Source organism: Sphingobium sp. OAS761 (genome assembly GCF_024168485.1).
GTDB lineage: Bacteria > Pseudomonadota > Alphaproteobacteria > Sphingomonadales > Sphingomonadaceae > Sphingobium.
This window is the reverse complement of record NZ_JALJVY010000003.1, coordinates 202034-225308: the sequence shown is the minus strand read 5'-3', so window position 1 is coordinate 225308 and position 23275 is coordinate 202034. Positions and strand designations below refer to the sequence as shown.

The 23275-nt window shown below is 63.6% G+C and carries 20 protein-coding genes, 2 tRNA genes and 1 pseudogene; 13 read left to right on the top strand and 10 right to left on the bottom strand.

Going from position 1 to position 23275, the window contains the following annotated elements; all coding sequences use genetic code 11:
- Window positions 1–11: 11 nt before the first annotated feature.
- The 7 genes and pseudogenes from J3E64_RS05570 (at window position 12) to J3E64_RS05540 (ending at window position 9179) form a co-directional block, all read left to right on the top strand.
- Window positions 12–1040: a methionine synthase gene (locus tag J3E64_RS05570; RefSeq protein ID WP_253340737.1), complete on the top strand. Its 1029-nt coding sequence runs from the start codon at window positions 12–14 to the stop codon at window positions 1038–1040.
- 450 nt (window positions 1041–1490) lie between these two features.
- Window positions 1491–1790: pseudogene (locus J3E64_RS05565) on the top strand (bile acid:sodium symporter); the annotation flags it as partial.
- Window positions 1791–1905: 115 nt separating this feature from the next.
- Entirely contained in the window at window positions 1906–2301 is a 396-nt protein-coding gene (locus J3E64_RS05560) for an acyl-CoA thioesterase (RefSeq protein ID WP_253340729.1), read from the top strand.
- A gap of 140 nt (window positions 2302–2441) precedes the next feature.
- The gene (gene acnD / locus J3E64_RS05555) at window positions 2442–5060 is read left to right on the top strand and encodes a Fe/S-dependent 2-methylisocitrate dehydratase AcnD (RefSeq protein WP_253340727.1); all 2619 of its coding nucleotides are present in this window, start codon (window positions 2442–2444) and stop codon (window positions 5058–5060) included.
- Window positions 5060–6268, top strand: coding sequence for a 2-methylaconitate cis-trans isomerase PrpF (gene prpF, locus J3E64_RS05550; protein WP_253340725.1), 1209 nt, complete (start codon window positions 5060–5062; stop codon window positions 6266–6268). The genes acnD and prpF overlap by 1 nt, the downstream gene beginning before the upstream one ends.
- 629 nt (window positions 6269–6897) lie before the next feature.
- A complete protein-coding gene (locus tag J3E64_RS05545; RefSeq protein WP_253340723.1) occupies window positions 6898–8742 on the top strand; it encodes an ABC transporter ATP-binding protein/permease in 1845 nt (614 codons plus the stop codon).
- A gap of 11 nt (window positions 8743–8753) precedes the next feature.
- A complete protein-coding gene (locus J3E64_RS05540) occupies window positions 8754–9179 on the top strand; it encodes a GFA family protein (RefSeq protein WP_253340721.1) in 426 nt (141 codons plus the stop codon).
- 5 nt (window positions 9180–9184) lie between these two features.
- On the opposite strand, the gene J3E64_RS05535 is transcribed toward J3E64_RS05540, so the two are convergent.
- Together J3E64_RS05535 and J3E64_RS05530 are read right to left on the bottom strand one after the other, a co-directional pair.
- A complete protein-coding gene (locus J3E64_RS05535; RefSeq protein WP_253340719.1) occupies window positions 9185–9580 on the bottom strand; it encodes a thioesterase family protein in 396 nt (131 codons plus the stop codon).
- Window positions 9580–11640, bottom strand: coding sequence for a S9 family peptidase (locus tag J3E64_RS05530; RefSeq protein ID WP_253340717.1), 2061 nt, complete (start codon window positions 11638–11640; stop codon window positions 9580–9582). Before J3E64_RS05530 ends, J3E64_RS05535 begins: the two co-directional genes overlap by 1 nt.
- A 111-nt stretch (window positions 11641–11751) precedes the next feature.
- Here J3E64_RS05530 and J3E64_RS05525 point away from each other — a divergent pair, with 111 nt between their 5' ends.
- The gene (locus J3E64_RS05525) at window positions 11752–13533 is read left to right on the top strand and encodes an aminopeptidase P family protein (RefSeq protein ID WP_253340715.1); all 1782 of its coding nucleotides are present in this window, start codon (window positions 11752–11754) and stop codon (window positions 13531–13533) included.
- Here J3E64_RS05525 and J3E64_RS20640 read toward each other — a convergent pair.
- A complete protein-coding gene (locus J3E64_RS20640) occupies window positions 13530–13664 on the bottom strand; it encodes a hypothetical protein (RefSeq protein ID WP_301287136.1) in 135 nt (44 codons plus the stop codon). The two genes, J3E64_RS05525 and J3E64_RS20640, sit on opposite strands and share 4 nt — an antisense overlap.
- Window positions 13665–13776: 112 nt before the next feature.
- On the opposite strand from J3E64_RS20640, the gene J3E64_RS05520 reads away from it, so the two are divergent.
- Window positions 13777–13851: transfer RNA gene (locus tag J3E64_RS05520), tRNA-Thr, on the top strand.
- Between the two features lie 548 nt (window positions 13852–14399).
- Here J3E64_RS05520 and J3E64_RS05515 read toward each other — a convergent pair.
- Window positions 14400–14555 (bottom strand): hypothetical protein, encoded by a 156-nt coding sequence (locus J3E64_RS05515; RefSeq protein ID WP_253340713.1) that lies wholly within the window; start codon window positions 14553–14555, stop codon window positions 14400–14402.
- A gap of 135 nt (window positions 14556–14690) precedes the next feature.
- Here J3E64_RS05515 and J3E64_RS05510 point away from each other — a divergent pair, with 135 nt between their 5' ends.
- Genes J3E64_RS05510 through J3E64_RS05495 form a run of 4 tightly spaced genes read left to right on the top strand, consistent with a single transcriptional unit; the run spans window position 14691 to window position 19019 of the window.
- Window positions 14691–16850, top strand: coding sequence for a TonB-dependent siderophore receptor (locus tag J3E64_RS05510; RefSeq protein ID WP_253340711.1), 2160 nt, complete (start codon window positions 14691–14693; stop codon window positions 16848–16850).
- 17 nt (window positions 16851–16867) lie between these two features.
- Window positions 16868–17173, top strand: coding sequence for a hypothetical protein (locus tag J3E64_RS05505; protein ID WP_253340709.1), 306 nt, complete (start codon window positions 16868–16870; stop codon window positions 17171–17173).
- Entirely contained in the window at window positions 17170–18747 is a 1578-nt protein-coding gene (locus J3E64_RS05500) for a PepSY domain-containing protein (protein ID WP_253340706.1), read from the top strand. The genes J3E64_RS05505 and J3E64_RS05500 overlap by 4 nt, the downstream gene beginning before the upstream one ends.
- A complete protein-coding gene (locus J3E64_RS05495) occupies window positions 18744–19019 on the top strand; it encodes a hypothetical protein (RefSeq protein ID WP_253340704.1) in 276 nt (91 codons plus the stop codon). Before J3E64_RS05500 ends, J3E64_RS05495 begins: the two co-directional genes overlap by 4 nt.
- Window positions 19020–19361: 342 nt before the next feature.
- Here J3E64_RS05495 and J3E64_RS05490 read toward each other — a convergent pair.
- The 6 genes from J3E64_RS05490 to J3E64_RS05465 form a co-directional block, all read right to left on the bottom strand.
- Window positions 19362–19437 (bottom strand) — tRNA-Phe (locus J3E64_RS05490).
- Window positions 19438–19484: 47 nt separating this feature from the next.
- Window positions 19485–19679: a DNA gyrase inhibitor YacG gene (locus tag J3E64_RS05485; RefSeq protein WP_253340702.1), complete on the bottom strand. Its 195-nt coding sequence runs from the start codon at window positions 19677–19679 to the stop codon at window positions 19485–19487.
- A complete protein-coding gene (locus J3E64_RS05480) occupies window positions 19669–20658 on the bottom strand; it encodes a ribonuclease (RefSeq protein ID WP_253340699.1) in 990 nt (329 codons plus the stop codon). The genes J3E64_RS05485 and J3E64_RS05480 overlap by 11 nt, the downstream gene beginning before the upstream one ends.
- Window positions 20659–20721: 63 nt before the next feature.
- A complete protein-coding gene (locus tag J3E64_RS05475; protein ID WP_253340697.1) occupies window positions 20722–21294 on the bottom strand; it encodes a nucleoside triphosphate pyrophosphatase in 573 nt (190 codons plus the stop codon).
- A 10-nt stretch (window positions 21295–21304) separates the two neighbouring features.
- Window positions 21305–21523, bottom strand: a complete 219-nt coding sequence (infA, locus tag J3E64_RS05470; protein ID WP_003049127.1) for a translation initiation factor IF-1 — start codon at window positions 21521–21523, stop codon at window positions 21305–21307.
- A gap of 59 nt (window positions 21524–21582) precedes the next feature.
- On the bottom strand, window positions 21583–22860 hold the full coding sequence (locus J3E64_RS05465; protein ID WP_253340695.1) for an adenosylmethionine--8-amino-7-oxononanoate transaminase: 1278 nt from the start codon (window positions 22858–22860) through the stop codon (window positions 21583–21585).
- Window positions 22861–23275 lie beyond the last annotated feature (415 nt).

The following is a 23275-nucleotide window of genomic DNA, read 5'->3' as shown; positions in this document are numbered from 1 at the left end:
GTCACCAATCCATGAAAATATTGTTGCCCACGTCCACCGCTGGCAGCTTGCCAAAGCCGTCCTGGCTTGCCCAGCCTGAGATACTTTGGTCGCCCTGGAAGCTGGAGGGCGAGGAACTGGTTGGGGGCAAGCAGGATGCCTTGCGCCTGGCCGTGGAAGATCAGCGGCAGGCGGGCATCACCATCGTCGGCGACGGCGAGCAGACGCGCCAGCACTTCGTCACGACGTTTGTCGAGCATCTCAGCGGCGTCGATTTTGAAAAGCGCGAAACCGTCAGAATCCGCAATCGCTATGATGCAAGCGTGCCGACGGTCGTTGGCGCTGTCTCCCGTCCCAATCCGGTTTTCGTCGAGGACGCGAAGTTTCTGCGAGCACAAACCGATCAGCCGATCAAATGGACGCTGCCTGGCCCCATGACGATGATCGATACGCTCTACGACGCCCACTATAAAAGCCGCGAAAAGCTGGCATGGGAGTTCGCCAAGATCCTCAATCAGGAAGCGAGGGAGTTGGAGGCCGCGGGCGTCGACATCATCCAGTTTGACGAGCCGGCGTTCAATGTCTTCTTTGACGAGGCAAACGACTGGGGAATCGCTACTCTGGAGAAGGCGGCCGAGGGGCTAAAGTGCGAAACGGCGGTCCACATCTGCTATGGCTATGGCATCAAGGCCAATACCGACTGGAAGAAGACTCTGGGATCGGAATGGCGGCAGTATGAGGAAACCTTCCCCAATCTGCAGAAGTCCAGGATCGATATCATCTCGCTGGAATGCCATCATTCCCATGTTCCGATGGATCTCATCGCACTCATCAGGGGCAAAAAGGTGATGATCGGTGCCATCGACGTGGCGACGGATACCGTCGAGACGCCGGAAGAAGTGGCCGACACCCTCAGGAAGGCACTGCAATTCGTGGATGCCGACAAGCTCTACCCCAGCACCAACTGCGGCATGGCGCCACTGTCCCGTCGTGTGGCGAGGGGCAAGCTCGATGCTCTGGGCGCAGGCGCGGAAATCGTCCGACAAGAACTCGCTGCCTGAGGCGCTGTTGGAGACGTCGCTGGCGTTTGGCGACAAGCCCTGAACCCCATCCGTTTCGATCAATGTCAGCACGTCGTGATCCAGCCTTGTTGTGAAAGGACAGGATGGATCGCGACGTAGGCTGGCCGCTTCCCTTTCCGGAGAACGCTGAATGCCTCGATCGTACACGCTGGTGATCAATTGCCCGGACCGTCCCGGCATTGTTCATCATGTCAGCGGTCTCATTTTGAGCATGGCGGCAATATTGTGGAATCGCGCCAGTTTGAAGACAGGGAAACAGGGCGCTTCTTCCTCAGCACCGTCTTCGAAAGCGATTGCGAACGATCGGTGATGGCAGACGGGGTTGCAAAACTCGATGATGAATTTGCCATGGACTGGAAGCTGGTGCCAGCCGGTCAGCCCGTCAAAGTCCTGATCCTGGTGTCCAAGTTCGATCATTGCTTGGCCTATCTGCTCGTAATAGCGCTTTTGTCAGGCCTGCTGTTGACGGTCGTCCTTTCCTTCAGCCACTTTCTTGGGCGCTGGCTGGGCTTCAATTGAGAAGACCGGATGGTCCTTCAGTTCTGCGGGTCCAAGAAGAGCCTCGCCTCTGGCGTTCCCATGGCGGGCGTCCTGTTCGCCACGTCGCAGGTGGGCGCCATCATCCTTCCGCTCATGTTCTTTCACCAGATCCAGCTCATGGTCTGCGCGGTACTGGCGCGGCGCTACGCCGACCAACAGTTTAGCGCCGTCACATCACAGGCGGCGTAGGATTTCGCAATCTTCGCGACTTCGCTGAATCGCCCTCAACAGGGTTCGCCAATTCAGCCATGGTCATCGACCAGGGGCTGTGATTTCAAGCGCTCTTGTCGAGGGAGCCCTGAAAATGACAGAGTTGGAAACACATCCCGCCGCGTCGGAGACGCGATTGTGCGAAATGGTCTTTCCCGAGCAGGCCAATCACTATGGCACGCTCTTTGGAGGCACGGCGCTGAGCCTCATGGGCAAGGCTGCCTTCATCGCGGCAAGCCGTCACGCGCGCGCCGCCGTAGTCATGGCGCGATCCGAACAAATCGCGTTTCACCATCCCGTCTCGGTCGGCCAGCTCGTAGAATTGCACGCCTATATAACGCGGGACGGGCGTTCCTCGATGACCGTCGAGGTTGAGATGATCAGCGAAACCCTTTCGACCGGTCATCGCAGCCAAGCGGTGAAGGGCCAGTTTGAAATGGTTTCGGTCGACGAGCACGGCAAACCCAAGCCCTATCGCCAGCAAGCGTAGAACGTCCGGGAAATTTGCAAAGTTCGCCGATTTGCAGCTTTTCCTTCGCAAATCTTCGCCTTTTCAGAGGTGTCGGCTCCCTCGCGCGTGCGGGTAAGGATTTTCGACTCTGAAAAATTGCCCTGTAGAGATTTGCGCCGATGAATGATGCTTTTTGCCAGCCGCTTCCCGGCACCGACCTCACCTATTTCGATGCGCGCGCAGCGATCGATGCCATCCGACCTGGTGCTTACGACAAGCTCCCCTATGTGTCGCGGGTTCTTGCCGAGCAGCTCGTCAGGCGCTGCGATACGGCGCTGTTGCCCGAAGCGCTGGGGCAAATTGCAGAAAGCAAGCGCACGCTCGATTTCCCTTGGTATCCTGCGCGCGTCGTTTGTCATGACATTCTGGGGCAAACGGCACTCGTCGATCTCGCGGGCCTGCGCGACGCCATAGCCGATGAAGGCGGCGATCCAGCCAAGGTGAACCCCGTTGTTCCAACCCAGCTCATCGTAGACCATAGCCTGGCCGTCGAATTTGGCGGCTTCGATCGGCAAGCGTTCGAGAAGAACCGCGCGGTGGAGGATCGCCGCAACGAAGATCGCTTTCACTTCATCGAGTGGACCAAGAAGGCGTTCGAGAATGTGGACGTTATCCCGCCGGGCAACGGGATCATGCACCAGATCAATCTGGAGAAGATGTCGCCCGTTGTGCAGGTCCGCGACGGTGTCGCCTTCCCGGACACCTGCGTTGGCACCGATAGCCACACGCCGCACGTCGACGCGCTCGGCGTTATCGCGATCGGCGTCGGAGGGCTGGAGGCCGAGACCGTCATGCTCGGCCGCGCTTCGATGATGCGGTTGCCCGACATCGTCGGCGTAAAACTGACCGGCCAGCGCCAGCCCGGCATCACCGCGACCGACATCGTTCTCGGCATCACTGAGTTCCTGCGCAAGGCACGTGTGGTCGGCGCCTGGGTCGAGTTCTTCGGAGAGGGTGCGGACAGCCTCACCATTGGCGACCGCGCGACCATCTCGAACATGTGCCCGGAATATGGCGCGACCGCCGCCATGTTCTATATCGACAGCCAAACCATCGACTATCTGCGCCTCACAGGGCGTGAGCCGGAACAGGTCGCGCTGGTCGAGACCTACGCGAAGCACACCGGGCTCTGGGCCGATGCGCTCAAGACTGCCGAATATGAGCGCGTTCTGGAGTTCGACCTGTCGAGCGTCGTGCGCAACATGGCCGGCCCGTCCAACCCGCATAAGCGCCTGCCGACCTCTGCGCTCGCGGAGCGCGAGATCGCCGTCAATCTCGACAAGGCGGTCGCTGAGGAAAAGCAGGGCCTGCTGCCCGACGGCGCGGTCATCATCGCTGCGATCACGAGTTGCACCAACACGTCAAACCCGCGCAATGTCGTCGCCGCCGGCCTGCTCGCCAAGAAAGCGAACGCGCTGGGCCTCGTCCGCAAGCCCTGGGTGAAGACCAGCTTCGCGCCCGGCTCGAAGGTGGCGCGGCTTTACCTGAAGGATTCGAAGCTGCTGCCAGAGCTGGAGAAGCTCGGCTTCGGCATCGTCGCCTATGCCTGTACGACCTGCAACGGCATGTCCGGCGCTCTCGATCCAGCGATTCAGGACGAGATCATCGAGCGCGACCTCTACGCCACCGCCGTCCTGTCGGGGAACCGCAATTTCGACGGTCGCATCCACCCCTATGCGAAGCAGGCCTTCCTCGCCTCGCCGCCGCTGGTGGTCGCCTATGCGATCGCGGGCACGGTGCGTTTTGACATCGAGCAGGATGTGTTGGGGCTCGTCAATGGCAGGGAGATCCGTCTCAAGGACCTGTGGCCGAGCGATGAAGAGATCGACGCGATCGTCGCAGCGTCCGTGAAACCGGAGCAGTTCCGGGAAATCTACGAACCGATGTTCGCCTCCCGCGACACCGGCAAGGCCGATCCCCTTTACGACTGGCGACCGCAATCGACCTACATTCGCCGCCCGCCCTATTGGGACACCGAGGGCGTGGGCGCGCTCGCCGCCAATCCGCGCAGCCTCAAGGGCATGCGTCCACTCGCTATCCTGCCGGACAACATCACGACCGACCACCTCTCCCCGTCGAACGCCATCCTCGCCAGCTCGGCAGCGGGCGAGTACCTCACGAAAATGGGCGTGCCGGAAGAGGATTATAACAGCTACGCCACGCACCGCGGTGATCATCTCACCGCCATGCGCGCGACCTTCGCCAATCCACAGCTTATCAATGAGATGGCCGTGGTCGACGGCGCGGTGAAGAGAGGTTCGCTCGCGCGCGTCGAACCCGACGGCAAGGTCATGCGCATGTGGGAGGCGATCGAGACCTATCTCGACCGCCGGCAGCCGCTGATCATCATCGCCGGCGCCGATTATGGTCAAGGATCGTCGCGTGACTGGGCGGCGAAGGGCGTGCGCCTCGCGGGGGTCGAGGCGATCGTGGCGGAAGGGTTCGAGCGCATCCACCGGACCAACCTCATCGGCATGGGCGTGCTGCCGCTCGAGTTCGAACCGGGCACCACGCGCCTGACCCTGGGCCTGGATGGGACCGAGACTTTCGACGTGCTGGGTGAGCGCCAACCGGGCGCGACGCTCAACCTGATCATCCACCGCCGCGACGGCCAGAAAATCAGCACAGCCGTCAGGTGCCGCCTCGACACCGCCGAGGAGGTCTCGATCTACGAGGCCGGCGGGGTTCTCCAGCGCTTCGCCAAGGATTTCCTGGCTTCCGAAAAAGGCGTTGCGTGATGTCGCCTATTAAGTCTGGCCTGCCGCAAATCCGCATCCCCGCCACTTATATGCGGGGTGGGACGAGCAAGGGTGTCTTCTTCCGCCTCGAAGACATGCCCGAGCCGACGCGGGCCCCCGGCATCGCACGCGACAAGCTGTTCCAGCGGGTGATCGGCAGCCCCGATCCCTATGCCGCGCATATCGACGGTATGGGCGGCGCAACTTCGAGCACCAGCAAATGCGTCATTGTCTCGCCCAGCACGCAGCCCGGTCATGATGTCGACTATCTCTACGGCCAGATCGCGATCGATACCGGCTTCGTCGATTGGTCGAGCAATTGCGGCAATCTTTCGACCGCTGCGGGAGCCTTTGCCATCCACGCCGGCTATGTCGATCCGGCGCGGGCCGAACAGGGTATCGTCACGGTTCGCATCTGGCAGGCCAATATTGGCAAGACGATCATCACGCATGTCCCGGTGACGGACGGCGCTGTTCAGGAAACCGGCGATTTCGAACTGGATGGCGTGACCTTTCCCGCCGCCGAAATCGTCCTTGAATTTCTCGACCCGGCTGAGGACGGCGACGAGGGCGGCTCCATGTTCCCGACCGGCAACCTCATCGATGAACTCGACGTGCCGGAAGACGTGGTTCCAGGCGGCAAGATCAAGGCGACGCTTATAAACGCGGGCATCCCCGCCGTTTTCGTCAACGCGGCAGACATCGGCTATGCTGGCACCGAGCTGCGAGAGGCGATCAATGGCGATCAGGCCGCCCTGCAGCGGTTCGAGGCCTTGCGCATCGCCGGCGGGCTTAAGATGGGTCTGTTCAAGGCGCCCGAAGATGCCGCGAAAAGCCTGCGCGCTCCGTGTATTGCCTTCGTCGCGCCCGCCACCAGCTACACGTCCTCGAGCGGCAAGACGATCACCGCCGAGGATATCGATCTGCTCGTTCGCGCACTGTCCATGGGCAAGCTGCACCATGCGATGATGGGCACCGCATCCGTCGCCATTGCCACGGCGGCGGCGGTTCCCGGTACGCTCGTCAATCTGGCGGCAGGCGGCGGCGAACGTCAGGCGGTGCGGTTTGGGCATCCCTCCGGGACTTTGCGGGTCGGCGCAGAAGCGCGCCAGGAAGATGGCCATTGGTCGGTGACCAAGGCCATCATGAGCCGGAGTGCCCGTATCCTCATGGAAGGCTGGGTACGTATTCCTGGCGATACGTTCTAGGTTTTCCGGCCTGTAACAGGCTGCGTCACGCCCCGCTTGTGCAGCCCCAATCCGTCGCTGGGCTGGCGGGCATGTACCGCAGAACTGACCGTTGGCCGCCGTCGTCGTCGAGGTCAGGCATGCCCCCCCTACCCCTCGTGGCATTGGCACATAATATAGACTGAACAGGCTTCCCGCTGCCCATCGAGGCTATGCCATTAGCAGGTTTTTGGCAGAAGCAGACATCCAAGGCGGCGGACTAAACAGCTAGCGGTTTCGTCTACATTGGCCTTGGCTTGACAGCTGCTTTTGCGGGCAATCAAAAGAAGTAAACCGCCTACCTTCTTGTAAGCCGCCTTGAATAGCGCGCATGTGCGCGCCAAAGGCTGATTTATGGTCCGATATAAAAAACAGGATGAAGCGGACGCGGGTGTCGCCGATGGATGCGGGGGCGACCGTCGCGACTGATCGGCGGCTCGCTCTTCGCTTCCTCGGCGCGCAGATGACGGATTGGTCCACCGCCACGATGCCGCTGTTACCGCGGACAGGATCACGCATTGTCGAGCCCGGGGATTCCCCGGGGTCAGAGGTATTTGTCGCGTTCCACGACGCCATTGGATTAACGAGGCGCAAGGCCTACATTGGAGGCGATGCCGCCCGACCAGCCCACCGCAGCACCGCTGCCGCCCGTCTGGGCGACCCTGCGACGCTTCCTGCCCTATCTTTGGCCCTCCGATGCGCCTGTCCTCCAGCGCAGGGTCGTCCTGGCCATGATCTTCGTCGCGCTGGCAAAGGCGGTGACCTTGCTCATGCCCTTTGCCTACAAGGGCGCGATTGACCGCATGGCGCCGGGGCTGGAGCCCGCAGCCGGGCTCGCCATGGCGCTGGTTGCCGCCTATGCAGGGGCCCGCTTCGGCGGCGTGCTGTTCGACAATCTGCGCAACGCCGTCTTCGAGAAGGTAGGACAGGAAGCGGGGCGGCGCCTGTCGGATGACGTGTTCGTCCATCTCCACCGGCTCTCGCTGCGCTTTCATCTCGACCGGCGTACCGGTGCGGTCACCAAGATCGTGGAACGCGGCACGAAGAGCATCGACACGATGCTCTATTTCCTGCTGTTCAACATCGCGCCGACCATCCTGGAACTTGTTGCCGTATGCGCCATCTTCCTGGTGAAGTTCGGGCCGGGACTGGTGGGCGCTACGCTGGCGATGGTCGCGCTCTATATCTGGTTCACCCGCACCGTAACCGAATGGCGCAACCAGTTGCGCCGCGACATGGTGGACATGGACACCAATGCCGTCGCCCATGCCGTCGACAGCCTGCTGAATTTCGAGACGGTCAAATATTTCGGCGCGGAAGAGCGCGAGGCGCGGCGCTACGGCACGGCCATGCGCCGGTACGCGCAGGCGGCGATCAAGAGCGAGAACAGCCTCGCCTGGCTTAATATCGGCCAGTCCTTGATCACCAATCTCATGATGGCGGGCGCCATGGCCTATACCGTCTGGGGCTGGAGCCGGGGGCAGTTCACGACCGGCGACGTCGTGCTGGTCAATACGTTGCTCTCGCAGCTCTTCCGTCCGCTCGACCTGCTGGGCATGGTCTATCGCACCATCCGGCAAGGGTTGATCGACATGGAAGCGATGTACCGGCTGATCGATACGCCCGCGGAAGTCGCCGACGCGCCCGGCGCGCCAGCGCTGCGCGTCGCGGGCGGCACGGTGCGGTTCGATCAGGTCCGCTTCGGCTACGACCCGGAACGGGAGATATTGCACGGCGTCAGCTTCACCGTTCCGGCTGGACGGACGCTGGCCATTGTCGGCCCTTCGGGCGCGGGGAAATCCACCATCGCGCGGATATTGTTCCGCTTCTACGACATTCAGGCGGGCGCGGTGACCATCGACGGGCAGGACATTGCCCGCGTGACGCAGCCATCGCTGCGCGCGGCCATCGGCATCGTCCCGCAGGATATGGTCCTGTTCAACGATACCATCGGCTATAATATCGCCTATGGCCGGGAAGGCGCGCCGCAGGACGCGATCGAGGCTGCGGCGAAGGCCGCGCAGATCCACGATTTCATCATGGGTCTGCCGCAGGGCTATGACACGCGGGTGGGCGAGCGTGGCCTCAAGCTGTCCGGCGGCGAGAAGCAGCGCGTCGCCATTGCCCGCACCTTGCTGAAGGACCCGCCGGTGCTGGTTCTGGACGAAGCGACCAGCGCGCTGGACAGCCGTACCGAAACGGAGATCCAGACCGTGCTGCGCGACCTGAGCCGCCAGCGCACCACGCTGGTGGTGGCCCATCGCCTTTCGACCGTGGTCGATGCGGACGAGATCATCGTGCTGGACCAGGGACGTATCGTCGAGCGCGGTCGTCATGCCGACCTGGTCCGGGCGGACGGCCTTTACGCGACCATGTGGGCCCGCCAGGCGACCGAGCGCGACGAACGGCCGGGCGAGGCAAGCGTGGACGACATGTTCGAGGTGGCACAGCCGTAGGGAGACTTGGAATGGGCGGGGAACAGTCAGAGCATGAAGGCGGCTGCCATTGCGGAGCGGTGCGCTTCAGGGTGACCCTGAGCGAGGGGTTCGCGTCGGCGCGGCGCTGCACCTGTTCCTACTGCCGGATGCGCGGGGCAATCGCCGTGTCGGCGCGGCTGGGCGGGCTGGACATATTGCAGGGAGCCGACCGCCTGTCCGTTTACCGGTTCAACACCGGCGCTGCGCAGCATTATTTCTGTTCGGTGTGCGGCATCTACACCCACCATCAACGCCGGTCGAACCAGGAGGAATATGGCGTCAACATAGCCTGCCTGGACGGCGTCAGCCCTTTCGATTTCCCCGCCGTGCCGGTGCTGGATGGCGTCCATCACCCCAACGACCATGGTGGCGTCGCACGGCGCGCGGGTATCCTGCGGTTCGACCCTGCCGGCTGACCCCGTCAGTCGACGAAGTTCGCCGCCACCTCGGCCGGCACGCGCAGGATGCGGCCGGTCGCCTTGTCGATGATCGCCCATGTCGATCGCGACGCGACCTTTACCTTGCCGTCGGGGCCGACAAATTCGATGAAGCGATCGAACCGGGCGCCGCGCGGACCTTCGGGAATGGAGGTCCGCGCGGTCACGGTTTCCCCTTCCCGCACATTGCCGCGATAGTCGATCTCGTGCCGGGTCACGACCCAGACGTAGGCGGCGACATGCTCCGGATCGGCGTCGCGCATCCAGTGGTCGGTGGCGACTTGCTCCATCCATTGCACCCAGACGGCGTTGTTCACATGGCCGAGAACGTCGATATGCTCCGGCCCGGCCGTGATCTGGGTCGTGTAGCTGGACGCCATCAGTTCGCCATCCGCAACTGCCACAGGATGAAGGCGAATTCCTCGGCCGTTTCGCGCAGGCTTTCGAACCGCCCGGACTTGCCGCCATGGCCGGCACCCATGTTGGTTTTCAGCAACAGAACATTCTGGTCCGTCTTGGTCGCCCGCAGTTTGGCCACCCATTTGGCCGGTTCCCAATAAGTGACGCGCGGATCGTTGAGGCCGGCCGTCACCATGATCGGCGGATAGTCCTGCGCCCGGACATTGCTGTAGGGGTCGTAGCTGTGGATCGTGCGGAACGCCGCCTCGTCCTCGATCGGATTTCCCCATTCGGGCCATTCGCCCGGCGTCAGCGGCAGCGTCTCGTCCAGCATGGTGTTGAGCACATCGACGAAGGGCACATGCGCGACCACCGCGCCCCACAGGCCGGGGTCGCTGTTGACCACGGCGCCCATCAGTTCGCCACCGGCCGATCCGCCCGAAATGCTGATCCTGCCCTTGCTGGTGTAGCCAAGGTCGATCAGCCCCTTCGCCACGTCGACGAAATCGGTGAATGTGTTGGTGCGCTTGTCGAGCTTGCCGTCCAGATACCATTGCTGGCCCAGGTCATCGCCGCCACGGATATGCGCCAGCGCAAAGGCAAAACCCCGGTCCAGCAGGGACAGGCGGCTGGTGGAAAAACCCGGCTCCATCGCGATGCCGTAGGCGCCATAGCCATAAAGATGCAGGGGCGCACTGCCGTCGCGCGGCAGGGTCTTGCGATAGACGATCGAAACGGGGATCGGCGTCCCGTCCCGGGCGGGGACCATAAGCCGCTCGGTCGCATAGAGGTCGGCGTCATAGCCCGACGGGATCTCCTGGACCTTCAGCACCTCCAGCGCGCCGGTGGCCAGATCATAATCGTAGACGGTGTCGGGCGTGACCATCGATTCATAGCCGATACGCAGTTTCGTCACGTCATATTCGGGATTGTCGTCGAGCGACGCCGAATAGCTGGCTTCCGGGAAGGGGATGCGTCTTGCCTCATGCGTCGCATAGTCGCGCAGCTCGATCTGGTCCAGGCCATCCTGTCGCCCTTCGGTGACGTAGAAGCCCTTGAACAGGGTGAAATCGGTCAGGTAGAAATGATCGTCGGGCGCGATCACTTCTTCCCACTCCCCCGGTGCGGATAGCGCCGCTTTCACCAGCCGGAAATTGGGATGGGCGTCGTTGGTGCGGATGTAGAGCGTGCCGTCATGTTCATCGACGTCATATTCCCGGCCCGCGCTACGCGCGGACACCAGCAGCGGCGTCGCGGTCGGATCGTCGGCGGGCACGAGCCAGGCTTCGCTGGTCACATGGTCGCCGGTGGCGATGACGATCCATTTTTCCGATGAGGTGAGGCCGATGGAGACGCGAAAGCCCTCATCATCCTCGTGAAAAAGCTCGGCATCGTCAGCGACATCCTGTCCCAGCCAGTGCAGCCGCGCATTGTCCGTCCGCCAGTTTTCGTTGGCAAGGCCGTAGAGCAGCCCCTTGCTGTCCGCCGTCCACACCAGCGACGACAGCGTGTCGGAGATGACGTCGGGCAATATCTCTCCACTGGAAAGATCCTTGATCCGCGCTTCGAACCGTTCCGACCCATCGATGTCGATCGCATAGGCGAGGTAGCGCCCGTCCGGGCTGACCGACATGGCACCGAGCCGGAAATAATCATGCCCGTCCGCAAGGGCCGGTTCGTCCAGGATGAGCTGATCCTCGCCCCCGGCAACCGGCCTGCGATACCATTTGCGATATTGCGCGCCGGTTTCGAACGCGCGCCAGTATATATAGTCGCCGTCCTTCTGCGGCACCGAACGATCGTCCTCCCTGATGCGGCCCTTCATTTCGGCGAACAGCGCATCGGTCAGGTCCTTGCGCGGGGCCATCGCCGCTTCGAACCAGCGATTTTCCGCCTCCAGGAAGGCAAGCACATCCTTGTCCCGGACGTCGGGGTAACCGGGATCGCGCAGCCAGGCCCAGGGGTCCTCCACCGTGATGCCGTGACGGGTGAAGCTGTGCGCACGGCGTTCGGCGACGGGGGGCAGGCTTTGATCGGTCATTAACTATCCATGGTTCAGACAACAGGGGGATGCTGGAATAAGCAGCCCGGCCCCTCTATGTTGTCGCCTTCATGCCCGGTGCAAGGGCCGAATGCATTTCAAGGAAGTTCGATGTCCAGTTATGAAGATCGCCTGAAGGCCCTGCGCGCACAATTGGTGCGCCAGCAACTCGACGGCTTCGTGGTGCCGCTGACCGACGAGCATATGAGCGAATATGTCGGCGCCTATGCGCAGCGGCTCGCCTGGCTCACCGGCTTTCAGGGATCGGCCGGCAGCGCGGTGGTGCTGCCGGAAGAAGCCGCGATCTTCGTCGATGGCCGTTACACGCTCCAGGTGCGCGAACAGGTCGATGGAGCGCACTGGCAATATGAGAGCGTGCCGCAGACGTCGATCGCGGCGTGGCTGAAGGACCATGCGGCCAATGGCGCGCGTATCGGCTACGATCCCTGGCTGCACACCCGCGCCTGGGTCGGGCAGGCGACCGAGGCGCTGAGCCAGAAAGGTGCCGAACTGGTCGCGGTCGACACCAACCCCGTGGATGCCATCTGGCCAGACCGCCCCGCGCGCAGCGACGCGAAGCTGGTCGTGCACGGCGACGACGTCGCCGGCCGATCTGCGGCGGAAAAGCGCGCGGACATGGCCGATTGGCTGACCGGCAGGAACGCCGATGCCGTGGTCCTTTCCGCGCTCGATTCGATCGCCTGGACCTTCAACATCCGGGGCAAGGACGTGGATCGCACGCCGGTCGCGCTCGCCTATGCCGTCGTCCATGCCGACGCGACCGCCGACCTGTATGTCGCGCCCGAAAAGATGGACGAGGCCGTCGCCCAGCATCTGGGCAATGCGGTGCGCGTGCATGACCGCGCCGCATTCGCGGACGCGCTCGCCGATTTTTCGGGCAAGACCGTCGTCGCCGATCCCGAGCGAGCGGTCGCGGCGATCTTCAACGGCCTCGACGCAGGCGGCGCGACCGTGCTGGCGCTGCGCGACCCGGCCGTGCTGCCGAAAGCGATCAAGAACGCGACCGAAATTGCCGGTCACAAGGCGGCACAGGCACGCGATGGCGCTGCGCTGACCCGGTTCCTGCACTGGATCGCGTCGGAGGCACCCAAGGGCGGGCTGGACGAGATGACGGCCGCAAACCGGCTGGAGGCTTTCCGCAAGGATACGGGTTGCCTGGAAGACCTGTCGTTCGACACGATCAGCGGCGCAGGCCCGAACGGCGCGGTCGTTCATTATCGCGTAGAGGAAAGGACCAACCGCCCGATAGAGACGGGCACGCTATATCTGGTCGATTCCGGCGGCCAGTATCGCGACGGCACCACCGACGTGACCCGCACGCTGGCAATCGGCACGCCGACCGACGAGATGCGTCATCGCTTCACCCTGGTCCTGAAAGGCCATGTCGCGCTGGCCCGCGCCGTCTTTCCCCAGGGGACGCGGGGCGGCCAGCTAGATGCACTGGCGCGGCAATATCTGTGGGCCCAAGGGCTGGATTATGCCCACGGCACCGGTCATGGCGTCGGCAGCTTCCTGTCGGTGCATGAAGGGCCGCAGCGGATCGCGACATTCGGCGGCGGGGACGAGCCGCTCGCCGCGGGGATGATCCTGTCGAACGAGCCGGGCTACTACAAGACCGGCGAATATGGCATCCGCATCGAAAATCTGGTGTTGGTGCAGGAACTGGCCATCCCTGGCGCGGAAAAGGAGATGCTGGGTTTCGAAACGCTGACCTTTGCGCCGATCGACCGACACCTGATCGCCACCGATATTCTGTCAAGCGACGAACGCGCGTGGATCGACGCCTATCATGCCAGCGTGCTCGCCATCGTCGGCCCGCAGCTTTCAGGCGACGCGCTCGCCTGGCTCAAGGCCGCCTGCGCGCCGCTCTAGGCGCGGTCCGGCTGGGTTTCGGACATTGCGTTGCCGGCCGCATCCTCACGGCTCTGCGCTTTGCGGCGGCGCAGATTGTCGCGCAGCGCCCGCGCCAACCGTGCCTTGCGTTCGTCCTGGGTCTCATCCATGGACACCGCATAAGCAAAATGCGCGGGCGGCCGCAACCCGCCTTGACATACGCAACCCGTGCGGCCATAGGCCCGGCTCCATCGCCGGACAGGCACGGAGACGCAACAGAGTGCTGCCGTAGCTCAGTGGTAGAGCGCATCCTTGGTAAGGCTGAGGTCGTGAGTTCAATCCTCACCGGCAGCACCATTTTTTCAAAGACTTAGCGAACTTACCCCGACAGGGGGCGACCTCGGGCAGGTCATGGGCAGGCGCTGCGATCAGCGATCTGCTCAATGGCATCGGGGCAATTTTGCCGTTCGCTTTGACCTGCGTTGATGGCACGATGCTGCGATACACATGCTTTCGTCACACAATCGGTCCGCGTTTCTGGCTTGATCGCAGCTCATACGCGTTGACTACGCGATTGGCCGCGACGGCTTCGAACCGATCCTTCTTATCAAGGGCAGCACTGTCCTTCTAAAATATGTCTTCCTTGGTGCGCGGCGAATGCTTGGGCGGCATGCCTGTTCAACGAACTGGCCGCCAACGTCGCGTGGAATGACCTGCCCGCATCGGGCGAACCGGACCGCCTGGAAATGTGGGCAGATAGCGCCGCGTTAGGGCCGGTTGACCATGCGCGACTGCGAACGACGGCTGGTCCGCAGCAACCACACTGTGCCGAGATCGACGGGCGATGATGCGCAGGTTCGGCCATTGCCCGCCTCCGGTCCACGCTCGTCGACCGAAGGCTTTCGTTAAAAATCCCGGTCCGTCCCCCGTTGGCCGATCTTGGCATGCAGCTTTTCCACCTTGCTCTCGCTGACCGCTTTTGCCGTATCGCCAGGCCCTGAGAAGATGCCTGCCATCCCGTCCACGGTTTGGCGTTTCCCCGATGGGATCATCATACGCATGCGAGGAGATTTCCAGCCAGCTTTCGCACTTCTTCGGTTCGAAAATGTGCACCAAAAAGCTATTGCAAATGACTTGCAAAAGCTTTTTGGTGCACATAAGAGTGCGGGAAATCAAAAAAGGGGACCCATTTTCTCATGCCTGCCTTGCTGACCATCATCGCAGCCACCGCCGCTGCCGTCCCGGCCGCCGAGGCCCCTGCTACCCCGGGCGCAGACGAGATCATAGTCACCGGCCAACGAACGGAAGGGCAGGATGACTATGCGGTAAAGAAGCAGACGACCACGATGCGCTTCCCGCTGTCGCAGCGCGAAACGCCCCAGTCGGTCAGCGTCGTCACCCGCGCCCAGATCCAGGATTTCCAACTTAACGACATCAACGACCTGCTGAAAACCGTTCCCGGCGTCCAGGTGCAGGCGCAGGAAACCGACCGCATCTATTATTCGGCGCGCGGCTTTGATATCCAGACTTTCCAGATAGACGGCATCGGCCTGCCGTTCGCCTTCGAGGTGCAGACCGGATCGATCGACACCGCCATCTACGACCATATCGACGTGGTCCGCGGCGCCCCTGGCCTTCTCTCCTCGACCGGCAATCCATCCGCCGTCGTCAACTTCATCCGCAAACGCCCGACGCGCACCTTTCAGGCGAGCGGCAGCGCGCAATATGGCTCATATGACCATTTGCGCCTCGACGCCGATGTGAGCGTTCCGCTGACCGCCGATGGCGGCATTCGCGCCCGCGCGGTCGGCGCCTATCTCGATGAAGACAGCTATCTCGACCGTTATGGTCTGCGCCGCTGGACGGGCTATGGCATTATCGAGGCCGATCTCGGTCCGCAGACGACTTTGACGCTCGGCTACGGGCACCAGGATCATCAGAGCCGCGGTGCGACCTGGGGCGCGCTCCCGCTTTATTATACCGACGGCACCCGCATCGACCTGCCGCGCTCGGCCAACAGCGGGCCCGACTGGGCCGGCTGGAACGTCACAGACCGGCAGATTTTCGGCGATATCGTCCATCATTTTAACGACGACTGGCATGCGAAGCTGACGGTCGTACGCCGCGCCGTCAGCGAGGATGACCGGCTCTTCTATGTCTATGGCAATCCCAGCGCGGTCTTCCCCGACGGCATCGACCCGGCCCTGAGTGCCACCGGCGGTAATATCCGCAGCTATCCCGGCGCCTTCCGCGCGGAAACCCGCAACCTCACCATCGACGCCTATGTCGCGGGAAAGGTAACGGTTTTTGGACGCGAGCATGATGTGATGTTCGGCGTCAACCGCAGCGCGCAACGCTATATCCAGACGTCGGGCTATGATTACGGCGCGATCGGCCTGGAATTGGCGATCGACGACGTGCTGAACGGGACCACCCCGGAACCGGACTTCCCGACCGTGTTCAATACCAGCTTCCTCGAAAGCGGCGATCGCACCACGAAGCGAGAGACCGGCTACGGCCTCGTCCGCCTCAGCCTCGCTGATCCTTTCAAGCTCATGCTTGGCGGCAACCTCACCCATGCCACCAGCAAAGGTTTCTCCTACGGCGCCGACATGGCATACGACTGGACGCGCTTCCTCCCCTTCGTCGGTGCGACGCTCGACCTGTCCGACAGCATCAGCGCCTATGCGAGCTTCGCCACCATTTTCAACCCGCAGACCCAGACGACCGCCAACCGCGAACTGATCGATCCGATCAAGGGCGACAATATCGAGGCGGGCTTCAAGGGCGAATGGATGGGCGGCCGGCTCAACGCCAGCATCGCCATCTTCCAGGCGCGGCAAAAGAACACCGCCGAGGCTGCCGGGTTCGACGCGACCATCGGCCAGACCATCTACCGCGGCGTGGACGCGAAATCGCAGGGGATCGAATTCGAATTCGCGGGCATGCTCGCCCCGGGACTTCAGGCGACGGGCGGATACACCGTGATGCGGGTACGCGGCGAGAATGACGAACCGGTCCGCACCTTTGTCCCGCGTCAGCTCGGGCGCCTGACCCTTACCTATTCGCCCCCCGCGCTTCCGGCGCTGAAGATCGGCGCGGCCGTGCAGTATCAAAGCCGGATCTATCTCGAACCGGGTACTGTTTCGATCACCACCGGCGCGCCGGTTCGCATCACCCAGCCCCGCTATGCGCTGGTCGACCTGCTTGCCAGCTACAAGTTCACCGATAACATCCAGATCAGTGCGAACCTCAAGAACGTGACCAACACCAAATATCTGACCGCGCTCAACTATGATCAGGGTTATTACGGCGCCCCGCGCACGATTCTGGGCACCATCAGCCTGAAATATTGATCGGAGGAAGCATTCGAATGACCCCAACCTCGCGTCGCTGGGTCCGCATCGCCTTTGCCGGGCCGGGCGCGGTCCTGATCGCGCTCGTCGTGATGGCCGGCATGACGCTGTGGCTGCCGGCGGGGAAAGCGGGCATAGATAATCTGGTGCTGCCGCTCGTCCTTGCGCCGCTCATCTGGGCCGGGCTCTTCTTTCACGCCTGCCTCGATCGTCGCCTGGGCCGGGTGGCGATCGTTGCGATGGTCCTGCTGCTGGTCCATTCAGGATTGATCGCCAACAGATTTCGCGAAAAAATTTCCACCCCGGCGGAGGCCCATCGATGATCCGCCTGCCCAGGGATGAAACCAAGGCGATGGTCGCCGTGCACGGCTGGTCGGGCATTCTGCTCGGCCTGCTGCTCTACGCAGTGGTGTTGACCGGCACAGCCGCCGTGTTCGCCGAAGAGATTGGCGCATGGTCCGCCGGCCATGTGGCCACCCGATCCGCCTTCGAACGGCCGATGGCGGATTCGCTGCGGCGGCTGGGCGCGAAAACCCCGGACCGCTATAGCGAGGCGGTAGATCTGTTCGAAACCGGCGACCATGATCTCGGCGTCTTCTTCCACCGGCATGAAATGGATCGCGGCGAACTGATCAGCCGTGGTATCTTCTATGTCGTGGGCGATGACGGCCGGGTCATCCATCGCCAGGCAGGCACCAATGAAGATGTCTATGGCGCGCGCAACGACAATGCCTTGAGCAGCTTTCTGGTCGACACCCATGTCCGGCTGCACGTCCCCAATCCCTGGGGCCTGCTGCTGACCGGCATCCTCGGCCTCTCGATGCTGGTTGCGGCGGTATCGGGCCTGCTTATCCATCGTCATCTTTTCAAGGACATCTTCACCCTGCGCCGCTCGGGCAGCGCCGTGCTGGCGAACCGCGACGCGCACAGTGTCGCTGGTACATGGAGCTTGCCTTTCGCGTTCGTCCTCGCCTTCACCGGCAGCTTCTTCTCCTTCTTCGGCACGGTCGGGATGCCGGTGGTGGCGATGGCGGCGTTCGGCGGCGATGTGCAGGCCCTGACCGAAGCGGTGTACGGCACCCCTGGCAAGCCCGATCCCCGGCCCGCCGCGATGGGCAATATGGACCGCATCAATGCCGACGCCATCGCCCGGGCCGGCGCCGTTCCCACTTTCGTCACGATCGAGAATTTCGGCCGCGCCGACGCGAAGGTCACCACCTATCATCCGCCCAGGGACGCCGCCATCGCTCCCATGTCGCTGCTCTATGACGGCGCGACCGCCGCCTTCCTTCAGGAAAAGCCGCTGATCGGACCCCGGCCGTCCACGGGCGGCACGCTGGCCGCCATCATGTCGCCGCTGCATTTCGGCAATTTCGCCGGCCTGCTGTCCAAGGCAATCTGGTTCGGCCTGGGTTTCGCCATGTGTTATGTCACCTATACCGGCATCCGCCTCTGGCTTGTCCGGCGGGAGGGGGGCGTTCGCTCCTTCGCCTGGCTGGAGCGGACCAATGTCGTCGTGGGCCTTGGCTTGCCGTTCGCGCTTGCCGCGTCAACTGCCGTATTCCTCGTCGCCATGCCGTTGGGCAGCGCAACCTGGTGGACACCGGCCGGCTTCCTCATCGGCACGGCGCTGGCCATCATGGCCGGGGCGATCGCGCCCAACGCCGAACGGCTGAGCGCATGGTTGCGCGGCGCGACCGGGGCGATGCTGCTCCTTCTGCCTTTGCTGCGCCTCCTGACCGGAGGCCCGGGCTGGAGCACGGCGTTCGTGGCCGGCCAGCCGATCATTGTCACGCTCGACATCGCCTTCCTGTTCGCGGGCGGCTGGACGCTCTGGCAATTGCGCAGGAATACGGACCGGCCGCGCCCGTCCATCGCGCTGCAACCAGCCGAATGATGCCTTTGCTCACGCTCGCAGCCATTCTCTTCTCGGCCGGCCTCATTCTGCTGCTCGGACTGGGCGATCCCAAGCGCCGTCGCGCCGCGCGCAAAGGGGCGGGGCAAGGTGCAACCTCACGCCGCCTGATCGCTGTCGCTGCCTTGCTCCCCGGTCTGGCTTTCCTCCTGTCCGGCGATGCAGCGGCGTTGCTTCTCTGGCTCGGCGGAGCGGCGGTTGCGGGCTGGGCGGTCACGCTCGTGCTGGCAGCCAGAAGCGATCTAAAAGACTGATAACGGAACAGCCAAGAAGACGGGGGCTGTCACTTCCTGGGGGCAGGCCACTGAAACTCGACGGATAATATGGCTGAACCGGCATGGACAAAATAAAGCTGCCTTCATGCGCCGACCATCGCAATGAGCGCCCTGGTACGAGCCCGGCGTCGGTGTATCGGGCAAAGCCATGGGGGCCACATATCCTGTCCGGAGGGGCCATTATAAAATTGGCCCCTGATTTGGCCTCCAGCTTCACCGGATGCAGACGAACAATTGCGTCCATCGGTGGCCGAGGGATGGAGGGAATAAAGGCGTATTGGATCTTTTGGAACCGTCAGCGAATGATCGCGAATATGGAAATGGTGCCCGGGGACGGAGTCGAACCGCCGACACTGCGATTTTCAGTCGCATGCTCTACCAACTGAGCTACCCGGGCACGGGGTCGCGGCGGCCAGCCGCCGGATGGAGGCGTGCCTATAAGCGTCAATCCGGTTCGGTGTCCAGCCCATAATTGCCGTTTTTTTGCGCAGCTTCGTGGGCGGGAGGACCCGGCACGCGATAGCCTTCACCCAGCCATTGCAGCAAGTCGCGGTCGCGGCAGGCCGCGCCGCAAAAGGGGCGGTTTTCCGGAACGGCGGGCTGACCGCAGACCGGGCAGGGAGAAGGATCAGGCGACATGTCCGGCCGATATGGCAAGCGCCGCGTCGGCGCGCAAGGTGACAGCGCCGCCGCGTCGGCGGGACAGCGTGTCGATCCAGTGGGCGCGCTGGCGCAGATGGTCGATGACCGCCGGGGCGGCCGTCATCGTTGCCGGGCCCCCCTGGCCATGACGTTCGGCACGGCGGAGCAACGCCAGCGCGGCGGTGGCAACCGGGCTTTCGCGCAGCAGCTCGATCAGGTTCGCGCGTTCGCGCCGGCGGATGATCTGGAGGAAGCCGAAGCCGTTGACCGCCGTGCGCTCGAAGGGCAGCGGCAGATATTTGTCGATCTGCGCCGCCGCGATCATCCGTTCGTCCCGGTTGTTCATCGTCGGCAGGTCGATGCCGACCGACCCGGTCAGCCCCATGCGACGAATCGTCTGGGCGGCGAGTTTGGCGCCCTTGGGGCCAAGCTGCGCCGGCGGCAACGATCCGTCCACGTCGATCAGCAGCATTGCGGGCGTCAGATAGAGGCGCAGCGCGGCAGCTTCGGTGCCGACTTCGCCACGCATCGCCTCTTCCATCAGTTCGCTCCAGCCATGGGCTTCCAGCCGGTCCTCCTCATGGGCGGGACAGGGGATGACCGGCACGCCGGTGGCGCGGATGCGCTGGAGCAGGCTGGGGCCGGGGTGTGGCTTGATACCCGGTGCGGCGACGCGCGCCTTTGCGCGCTTAGGGCGCCCTTCCTCCGCGATCGCCTCGCGCAGGATCTCGACCAGAACGGTGGCGCCCTCCGCGAGCTTGGGCGGAATCGGCTCCAGCAAAGCCTCTTCGCCCGACAGCAGCCGCACGATGCCCCGCTTCCTGGGGATCAGCGTGGCGATCAGCCGTCCCTGCATGACCGCGCCCGCCCGTGCGGCGTCGCCGTCGCGCTCGACCAGCGCCTCGACCAACCGGCCATGTTCGATCAGCGCGGCGCGCGCCTCGCCAATACCTTCTTCATAAAGCCATTCGGCCATGTCTGTGTTCCTGTTCGCCAGGATCGCCGAGCCGGGAAATGTGCCATTTCCCCCGCGATCCTTCTAGTCCAGTGGGTAGCCCGCTGCCTTCAGCAGCGCGCGGGTTTCGTAAAGCGGCAGACCCATGATCGCGCTGTGGCTGCCCTGGATGGCGCGGATCAGCCCGGCCGCGCGACCCTGGATCGCATAGCCGCCCGCCTTGCCGCGCCATTCGTCGCTGGCGATATAGGCGTCTATCTCCGCCTGCTCCAGCCGCTTGAAGGTAACGATATTGTCGGCCAGCCGGTGCCGCGCGATGCCCCGGGCGTCGATCAGGGTGATGGCGCTGAGCACGCGGTGCCGCCGCCCCGACAGTAGCGACAGGCAGGTCCGCGCCTGCGCTTCGCTTTCCGCCTTGGGCAGGATGCGCCGGCCCGCCGCGACGACGGTGTCGCCCGACAGGATCAGCGCGCCGACGTGACGCGCCGCAACCGCCGCGCCCTTTTCGGCGGCGATGCGCGCGGCATAACGGGCGGGAAGTTCGCCCTTTTCGGGCGTTTCATCGAGATCGGCCGGGTCCACCACATCGGGCGTGACGCCGATCTGGTCCAGCAACGCCAGCCGTCGCGGAGATGCCGAAGCCAGGACGAGCCGCATGACCGGCGGCTTATTTGAAGCGATAGGTGATCCGACCCTTGGTCAGGTCGTACGGCGTCAGTTCGACAAGCACCTCGTCCCCGACCAGCACGCGGATGCGGTTCTTGCGCATCTTGCCAGCGGTATGGCCGAGAATTTCATGATCATTCTCGAGCCGGACGCGAAACATGGCGTTGGGCAGCAGCTCAACGACCTGTCCACGCATTTCAAGCAGTTCTTCTTTGGCCATAATATCCCGAATATGCAAAAAATCGCGCCGCCATAGCGCCAAATGATGGAAAATGAAAGTCAGGGTTGCGCGCCGAACCGTTCCCCCGCGGCGGCGAGCGCCGCGAAGATCATGTCGAGCTGATCGGCATCGAGACAATAAGGCGGCATGATATAGATGGTGTTGCCCAGCGGCCGCAGCAAGAGGCCGCGCTCCAGAAAGAAGGCGCGCAGGCGGGGGGCAAGGTCGGACAGATAGCCTGCGTCCGTGGCCACCAGGTCGATTGCCGCGATCGTGCCTGCCTGCCGCGGATTCGTGAAGGCGGGGTGCCGGGCCAGTTCGGCCAGCCGCGTGCCGATGCCGCGGGCCAGCGCCGCAATGCGGCCAATAACATCCTCCTCGCGCCAGATGGCAAGGTTCGCCGCCGCCGCCGCGCAGGCGATGGCGTTGGCGGTGTAGCTGGACGAATGATAGAAGAGCCGCGAACGGTCGGTCGAGACATGGGCGTCGAACACCGGCGCGATCGCCAGCGTCGCCGCGAGGGGAATCGCGCCGCCGGTAATGCCCTTGGCCACCGCCATGATGTCGGGAACGACGCCGGCCTGTTCGCAGGCAAAGAGCGTGCCGGTGCGGCCCCAGCCGGTCATCACCTCGTCGACGATGAACAGCACGTCGTGCCGGCGGCAGATCGCTGCCATCTCTTGCAGTAGGCGCGGGGGATACACCAGCATCCCGCCCGCGCCCAGCACCAGCGGCTCGACGATGAAGGCCGCAGGCCGCTCGGCGCAGGCCGCCTCCAGTGCGTCGAGACAGGCCTGCTCGGCGTCCGGAGCGGGAAAGGGAATGGTGCCGACGTCGAACAGCAGTGGCGCCCAGGCGGCATTATAGACGCCGCGCGCGCCAACCGACATCGTGCCGATCGTGTCGCCATGATAGCTATGCTCCATGACGAGGATGCGGTGCCGTTCGGGGCTGCCCAGATTATACCAGTAGCCCAGCGCCATTTTCAGCGCGACCTCGACCGCGGTCGACCCGCTGTCGGAATAGAAGACATGCGCGAGTTCCGGCTGTCCTGGCGCGCGCGGGGCCATGTCGATCAGTCCGCGCGCCACTTCCTCGGCCGGTTCGTGGGTGTAGCCGGCGAAAATAAGCTGGTCCAGCGTACCTGCCTGCGCGGCGATGGCGGCGGCGATGCGCGGGTTGCAATGGCCGTGGGTCGTCACCCACCAGCTCGAAATGGCGTCGATCAGCCTGCTGCCGTCGCGCAGATGCAGCACGGCGCCCTCGGCGCGCACGACCTGCGGTATGGGCTCGCCAAGCCCATGCTGGGTGAAGGGATGCCAGACGGGAGAAATCATGGCGTGGCTTTAACGATGCTGGCGCGGCTGGCAAGGGCGGGGGACGGGGCGAGACGCCGGCGTTCGAGAGGAACGTGGCGAAGCGATTGTCGACCTTGCCCTTCGTCTCCGCCCAGGCCGGCACATGCCACGGTCCTGCACAAGCCCGGACGGCTATCGGACAACGGCCTCGGCCACAGGCCGGGATGACCGTCGCTACGCAGAACGGAAGCGGTGCGCCTGAAGGTGGCGGTAAAAGGCGGCAAGGCGAGCCGTTAGCTCCCTGGCATTTGCTCGCATCGCCGCGCAGCGAAGCGGAGGTTGTTTGCCATGACCGGCGGTGCTTGTCTTTCCTTGCATGGATGAACGCAAGGCAGCGGTCGCGCGCCGCGAACTTGGGAACAGGGCAGGTTCAGTGATTTTGGGCAGTCTGAAT